This is a genomic window from Skermanella sp. TT6, assembly GCF_016653635.2.
Lineage (GTDB): Bacteria > Pseudomonadota > Alphaproteobacteria > Azospirillales > Azospirillaceae > Skermanella > Skermanella cutis.
On sequence record NZ_CP067420.1, the window covers coordinates 5933919 to 5940203 of the forward strand.

Annotated in this window: 7 protein-coding genes; 4 read left to right on the forward strand and 3 right to left on the reverse strand. The window is 67.9% G+C overall.

Going from position 1 to position 6285, the window contains the following annotated elements:
• Positions 1-101: 101 nt before the first annotated feature.
• The 3 genes from IGS68_RS27740 to ubiE all read right to left on the reverse strand — a co-directional run bounded on the left by IGS68_RS27740 (position 102) and on the right by ubiE (position 2905).
• Entirely contained in the window at positions 102-287 is a 186-nt protein-coding gene (locus IGS68_RS27740; RefSeq protein ID WP_201076270.1) for a hypothetical protein, read from the reverse strand.
• 157 nt (positions 288-444) lie between these two features.
• Positions 445-2037, reverse strand: coding sequence for a 2-polyprenylphenol 6-hydroxylase (gene ubiB, locus IGS68_RS27745; protein WP_201076275.1), 1593 nt, complete (start codon positions 2035-2037; stop codon positions 445-447).
• Between the two features lie 25 nt (positions 2038-2062).
• Positions 2063-2905 carry a bifunctional demethylmenaquinone methyltransferase/2-methoxy-6-polyprenyl-1,4-benzoquinol methylase UbiE gene (ubiE, locus tag IGS68_RS27750; protein WP_247881104.1) on the reverse strand — a complete coding sequence of 281 codons (843 nt, stop codon included), beginning with the start codon at positions 2903-2905 and terminating at the stop codon, positions 2063-2065.
• 125 nt (positions 2906-3030) lie between these two features.
• Between ubiE and mutM the strand changes: the two genes are divergently transcribed.
• The 4 genes from mutM (at position 3031) to rpsT (ending at position 5550) form a co-directional block, all read left to right on the forward strand.
• Positions 3031-3870, forward strand: coding sequence for a bifunctional DNA-formamidopyrimidine glycosylase/DNA-(apurinic or apyrimidinic site) lyase (gene mutM / locus IGS68_RS27755; RefSeq protein ID WP_201076277.1), 840 nt, complete (start codon positions 3031-3033; stop codon positions 3868-3870).
• 16 nt (positions 3871-3886) lie between these two features.
• A complete protein-coding gene (locus IGS68_RS27760; RefSeq protein WP_201076280.1) occupies positions 3887-4336 on the forward strand; it encodes a hypothetical protein in 450 nt (149 codons plus the stop codon).
• Positions 4337-4389: 53 nt separating this feature from the next.
• Positions 4390-5166, forward strand: coding sequence for an enoyl-CoA hydratase (locus tag IGS68_RS27765; RefSeq protein WP_201076282.1), 777 nt, complete (start codon positions 4390-4392; stop codon positions 5164-5166).
• Positions 5167-5289: 123 nt separating this feature from the next.
• A complete protein-coding gene (gene rpsT, locus IGS68_RS27770; protein ID WP_201076284.1) occupies positions 5290-5550 on the forward strand; it encodes a 30S ribosomal protein S20 in 261 nt (86 codons plus the stop codon).
• Positions 5551-6285: the final 735 nt, after the last annotated feature.

The following is a 6285-nucleotide window of genomic DNA, read 5'->3' on the forward strand; positions in this document are numbered from 1 at the left end:
CCACAGATGAACGCAGATGGACACAGATAGGATCTAAATATCTGTGTCCATCTGCGTTCATCCGTGGACAGTAAATCAGGCAATGATATAGGTTAGTGAGATCATCTACTTAAAAAAACTAACTCGTCCTTATCAAGAAGCAAGCCGTGGATGGAGCGATGCTTGTTCAGGACGGCCATGTCGGAGTCGATATCCTGCTGCCGCCGACGCGCTGCTTCCTGCGCGATGGCGGGCGGAATTCCAGCCTCTATCTGAACCAAGATATCGATGTCGCAATCACGGCCCATGGCAAGTAGATCCTCGTTGAAGCAGGGTATGGTTGCCCGCCATCGAACGGTGATGCAACAATTTCGCGAAAGTGCGCTTGTGCCATCCCCCTCCTGACATGCACATCATGTTGGGGAATATGTGCATGTCAAGACTGCCCCGGCGCCGCGAAGCCCGTCAGGTCACCACCGCCAGCGCCGCCAGGGCCACGGCCATCGTCACGGTCCACAGGGTCCAGACCGTCCGCCGCCGCTTGCGGACGAAGCCCTCCAGCAGGATCTCGATCGTGGCCGGATGCAGGGGCAGCCCGTTCTCGTTGATCATCCGGGTCGCCCGCTCGGCCTCGCGCATCACGCGGGGCAGGGTGCGCAGCGCGTTCAGCACCCCCTCAAGCTCGTCGACCATCCGTGCCTCGGGGCCGCGGTTCTCGCGCATCCAGTCCTCGATCAGCGGACGGGCCAGCTCCCACATGTTGATGTCGGGGTTCAGGGCGCGGCCCACCCCCTCCGCCGTCAGCATGCTCTTCTGAAGCAGCAGGAGCTGCGGCTGGGTCTCCATCTCGAACTGCTCGGTGACCGACAGCAGCTGGGCCAGCAGCCGCCCGATCGAGATCTCGTGCAGGGGCTTGTTCAGCAGCGGCTCGCCGATCGCGCGGCAGGCCTGGGTGAAGGTCTCGATGTTCTGGTGCGCCGGGACGTAGCCGGCCTGGAAATGCACCTCGGCGACCCGGCGGTAGTCGCCGTTCAGGAAGCCCAGCAGCATGTCGGCCAGATAGTACCGCGTGGCGCGGTCCAGCCGGCCCATGATGCCGAAGTCCACTGGGGCGATATGGCCGTCCTCGTTGACGAACAGGTTGCCCGGATGCAGGTCGGCGTGGAAGAAGCCGTCGCGGAACACCTGGTTGAAGAAGGACGACGACGCCTGGGCCAGCACGTCGTCGGGATCGAACCCCACGGCGCGGATCTTGTCGACCTCGTCCACCTTGATGCCGCGGATCCGCTCCAGCGTCAGCACGCGCTGGCTGGTCCGGTCCCAGTCCACCCGGGGCACGTTGAAGGCCGTGTCCCCGCGGAAATTGTCGGCCAGCTCCGACGCGGCCGAGGCCTCCATCCGCAGGTCCATCTCCATCCGCACCGTGTCGGCGAAGATCTGCACCACCTCGCCCGGCCGCAGCCTCTTGAACCGGGGCTGGATCCTCAGCGCCAGCTCGGACAGCCAGCGGAACAGGTCCAGGTCCTGCCGGAAGGCCAGCTCGATCCCCGGCCGCAGCACCTTGACCGCGACCTCCCGCGACCGCGGGTCGCCGGCGTCCAGCTCATGGTTCCCGTCGCGGTCCCGCCGGGTCGCGACCACCGCGAAATGGACCTGGGCGATCGAGGCCGCGGCGACCGGCGTTTCGTCGAAGCTCTCGTAGATCTCCTCCAGCGGCCGTCCCAGCTCCGCCTCGATGATCCGGCGGGCCTCCGACGGGGGGAAGGGCGGCAGCTTGTCCTGGAGCTCCGCCAGGTCGGCGGCGATCGCCTCGCCGACCAGGTCCGACCGGGTGGACAGGATCTGGCCGAGCTTGATGAAGCTGGGACCCAGGTCGCGGAGCGCCGCGGCGATCCTCTGGCCGGGCCGGCCGGGAACGCCCTTGGCGGAGAACAGGCGGGCGAATCCCGCGATGCCCGGCGCCACGTCGCGCAGCTCGTGCGGGAACAGGGCGTCGTGGCGGCCCAGCGTGCGCATGATCACGACGAGGCGGACAAGATTGCGGATCGTGCGGATCATGACAGGTTTCTAACTTGGGAAAGGGTCAGAGCCGCCAGCCCGAATGGATCGCGGCGATGCCGCCGGTCAGGTTGCGGTAGCGCACCTGGCCGAAGCCGGCCGCCTCGATCCGGCCGACCAGGCTCCGCTGGTCGGGGAACTGGCGGATGCTCTCCACCAGGTACTGGTACGCCTCGCGGTCGCCGGCCACCATCTGGCCCAGGCGCGGCAGCACGGTGAAGGAATAGCGGTCGTAGACGTCGCGCAGCACCGGCAGCACGACCCGGCTGAACTCCAGGCAGAAGAAGCGTCCGCCCGGCCGCAGCACGCGCCGGGCCTCGGCCAGCGCCGCGTCGATCCGCGTCACGTTGCGCAGGCCGAAGGCGATGGTATAGACGTCCACCGACCGGCTCTTCAGCGGCAGCGTCTCGGCGTCCCCGACGATCCAGTCCACGCCGGACAGCACGCCCCGATCCACCGCCCGGTCGCGCCCGACCAGGATCATCTTTTCATTGATGTCGCAGACGAAGGCCTGGGCCGGCCCGCCCGCGGCCTCCAGGAAGCGGAACGAGATGTCCCCGGTGCCGCCGGCCACGTCCAGCAGGGTCATCCCCGGCCGGGGCCGGATCAGCTCGATCAGGTCCGACTTCCACAGCCGGTGGATGCCCCCCGACATCAGGTCGTTCATCAGGTCGTAGTTGGTCGCGACGCTGTCGAACACCTGACGCACCATGGGCGCCTTGGTGCGCGGATCGACCTCGCGGAAACCGAACCAGCGCGCCTCCGGCGCCTCTCCCGGTCCGGAGGGGCGGTCGGCGGGATAGACGGACGGACCGCGCGGCTGGGCGCCGGGAACGGAAGCGGGGTCTGGGGAGGGATCTTCGGCCATGGTCTGCAACATAGCGGCTCGGCGGTGCCCTTGCCAGTTGCCACGGCCGACTTTCCGCGCGGATCGCCGAACGGACCCGAATGCGGCACTTTTTGTCGCGCTCCGGACCGGCTATTGTCCAGGCCATGCCAGAACTGCCCGAAGTCGAGACGGTCTGCCGCGGACTCGCGCCCAGGATGGAGGGGCGCGTGCTCGCCAAGGTCGAGCAGCGCCGCCCCAATCTCCGCATCCCGTTCCCCGAGCGCATGGTCGAGCGGCTGACCGGCCGGCGGGTCGTCACCGTCCGGCGGCGCGCCAAGTACATCCTGATCCGCCTGGACGACGGCCAGGTGCTGATCGTCCATCTCGGCATGTCCGGCCGCATGACCGTCGGCCGCGACCTGGGGCCGCCGCTGCCCCACGACCATGTCCTGCTGACCACCGACGACGGGTCCGAGATCCGCTTCAACGACGCCCGCCGGTTCGGCCTGATGGCGCTGACGGCGGAGGACGAGCTGGACCGCCACCCCCTGCTGGCCTCCCTGGGGCCGGAGCCGCTGGGCAACGGGTTCGACGCCGGGACGCTGTCCGACGCGCTCAGGTCGAAGATCACGCCGATCAAGGCGGCGCTGCTCGACCAGACCGTGGTCGCCGGCCTGGGCAACATCTATGTGTGCGAGGCGCTGTTCCGGTCCGGCATCAGCCCCCGGCGGATCGCCGCCACCGTGGCCGGCCGCCGCGCCGAGCGGCTGGTGCCGGCCATCCGCGAGGTCCTGACGCGGGCGATCGAGGCCGGCGGCTCGACGCTCCGCGACTATGTCCAGTCCTCCGGCGAACTGGGCTATTTCCAGCACCAGTTCGCGGTCTACGACCGAGAGGGGCAGGCCTGCCCCGGCTGCACCTGCGATGTCGAGCGCACCGGCGGGGTGCAGCGGATCGTGCAGGCCAACCGCTCGACTTTCTATTGTCCGCGACGGCAGCGCTGATGTATCGCTAGGGCCCATGCCGCGCCGTCCGGTTCTCCTTTCCGCGGCCCTCGCCGCCGTCCTGCTCCAGGTCCAGCCCCCCGGCTTTCCTGGCGGGGCGGGGCTTTGCGGCCCCTCCGGGGCGCAGGCCGCCGATGCCTTCGTCGAGGGGATCGACGACCTGCCCCTGATGCCGGGCCTCGTCCCGGTCGCCGACCAGGCCCTCGTGTTCGACAAGCCGGGCGGCCGGATCGTGCAGGCGGTCGCGACGGGTTCCCTGGACGCCTCCGCCATCCGGAGCTTCTATGCCGAGACCGCCCCCCAGCTCGGCTGGGCGGCGGCGGGCGAGGGCCGGTTCGTGCGGGACGGCGAGCTCCTGCGCATCGAATTGGTCGAGTCGGGCCAACCGGGACAGGGCCGACCGGGACAGGCCCGGTCCGGGACGGGCGGCCCGGTGACCGTCCGCTTCATGCTGATACCGCAATAGCCGGCCCCTTTTCCGAGCGGCAACCGGGCCAGGCACCATCTGGGAGTAGAGACATGCCTTACGAGAACATCCTGGTCGAGACCCGAGGCCATGTCGGGCTCATCACGCTGAACCGGCCGAAGGCGCTCAACGCCCTGTCCGACGCCCTGGTGACCGAGCTGGCCGCCGCCGTGGACGCCTTCGAGGCGGACGACGGGATCGGCTGCATCGTCCTGACCGGCAGCGAGCGGGCCTTCGCCGCCGGCGCCGACATCAAGGAGATGGCCGGCCGGAACTACATGGACGTCTATCTCTCGGACTTCATCACCCGCAAATGGGGCCGGGTCGCCACCGCCCGCAAGCCGGTGATCGCGGCGGTCGCCGGCTACGCCCTGGGCGGCGGCTGCGAGCTGGCCATGATGTGCGACTTCATCCTGGCGGCGGACACCGCCAAGTTCGGCCAGCCGGAGATCACCATCGGCACCATCCCCGGCGCCGGCGGCACCCAGCGCCTGACCCGCTTCGTCGGCAAGTCCAAGGCGATGGAGATGGTCCTGACCGGCCGCACGATCGACGCCGCCGAGGCCGAGCGCTGCGGCCTGGTCAGCCGGGTCGTGCCGGCGGCCGACCTGCTGGACGAGGCCATGAAGGTCGCGGCCCGGATCGCCTCGCTGTCGCGCCCGGTCGTCATGATGGCCAAGGAGTCGGTCAACCGCTCCTACGAGACGACGCTGGAGGAGGGGATCCGGTTCGAGCGCCGCCTGTTCCACTCCACCTTCGCGACCGAGGACCAGAAGGAAGGCATGGCCGCCTTCGCCGAGAAGCGCGAAGCCAACTTCAAGAACCGCTGAAGTCCCGGCAAGGGGAGGGGCCGGGCGGGAGAAAAGCGACTCTCCCGCCTTGACTCTCCGAGCGGGTGCCCCCTATAAAGCGCGCTCGCATTCGGCACAGGTGTGTCCGCAGAAGGTTTAGTTATGGCCAATCACAAGTCCGCAGAAAAACGTATCCGCCAGACCGAGCGGCGCACCGCCGTGAATCGCGCGCGGGTCAGCCGCATCCGTACCTTCGTCAAGAAGGTCGAGACCGCCATCGCGACCGGCGACAAGTCCGCCGCCGCCGAGGCCTTCAAGGAAGCCCAGCCCGAGCTGATGCGCGGCGTCTCCAAGGGCGTGCTGCATCGCAACACGGTCTCGCGCAAGCTGTCGCGGCTGTCTTCCCGCATCAAGGCTCTCTGAGCCTCCCCGCGGCGAGATCAAGCCGCGCCGCTGTCCGGCGCGGCTTTTTTGTTCCTCGACTCAAGTTCTTCCGTAACTCTTCGGCACCATAAGGTTGCTGAAGCTATAGCTGTGCGCGTTCCGCGTCTCCGGAAGAATAAGTCGTTTGAGAACGAAGTTTGCTTTTTCGGCCGTTCCCTTTTCGATCCTGTTGTCAGTCAGTCGGCACCCTATTAACATTTGTTGACGCACTGGCCGATAATCCTGGACCTCGCGGAGCCAAGTAACGGCCTCCTGTCCCGGTGGTCGGAACGCATACCAGAGATGGAAATTGGGCGGCTGACGGAAGGCGTCCGAGGGAAGAACGCCAAGGGTTCTCCTTCCCCGGCACCCGGTTACACGAAAAAATGAAATCTACGATCGGCAAGCGGGTCAATCTTGCCGACAGGGAGCGGTTTTGCCCACTTTCATGGTGTCGACCCTGCGCTTCGAGTCTCCCGGACCGATCGGTACCCCCTGGGCGAGGCGTGACAGGATGGCGCGTGACGGAGCGCCGGCCGAAAAGTTGATGGCAGGTGCCGGGCTCGTTTCGGCATATTTCCCGCACCCGTGGGATCCCGTCCGGGATCCCGCCTCCCGCCGCGGCGACGGCGCCGGCAGGGCGGCGACGCCGCGCGCATCGGGGCGAGACTCGGGGATCGGGGCCGGCCGCCGCTTCGCGGGGTCGATGGAACGCGGTATCAGGAGCTGATGGGC

Bases quoted from the DNA above. Each gene is read 5' to 3' on its own strand.
- IGS68_RS27740 (WP_201076270.1), bottom strand. From the start codon at position 287: ATGGGCCGTGATTGCGACATCGATATCTTGGTTCAGATAGAGGCTGGA.
- mutM (WP_201076277.1), top strand. From the start codon at position 3,031: ATGCCAGAACTGCCCGAAGTCGAGACGGTCTGCCGCGGACTCGCGCCC.
- IGS68_RS27760 (WP_201076280.1), top strand. From the start codon at position 3,887: ATGCCGCGCCGTCCGGTTCTCCTTTCCGCGGCCCTCGCCGCCGTCCTG.
- ubiB (WP_201076275.1), bottom strand. From the start codon at position 2,037: ATGATCCGCACGATCCGCAATCTTGTCCGCCTCGTCGTGATCATGCGC.
- IGS68_RS27765 (WP_201076282.1), top strand. From the start codon at position 4,390: ATGCCTTACGAGAACATCCTGGTCGAGACCCGAGGCCATGTCGGGCTC.
- ubiE (WP_247881104.1), bottom strand. From the start codon at position 2,905: ATGGCCGAAGATCCCTCCCCAGACCCCGCTTCCGTTCCCGGCGCCCAG.
- rpsT (WP_201076284.1), top strand. From the start codon at position 5,290: ATGGCCAATCACAAGTCCGCAGAAAAACGTATCCGCCAGACCGAGCGG.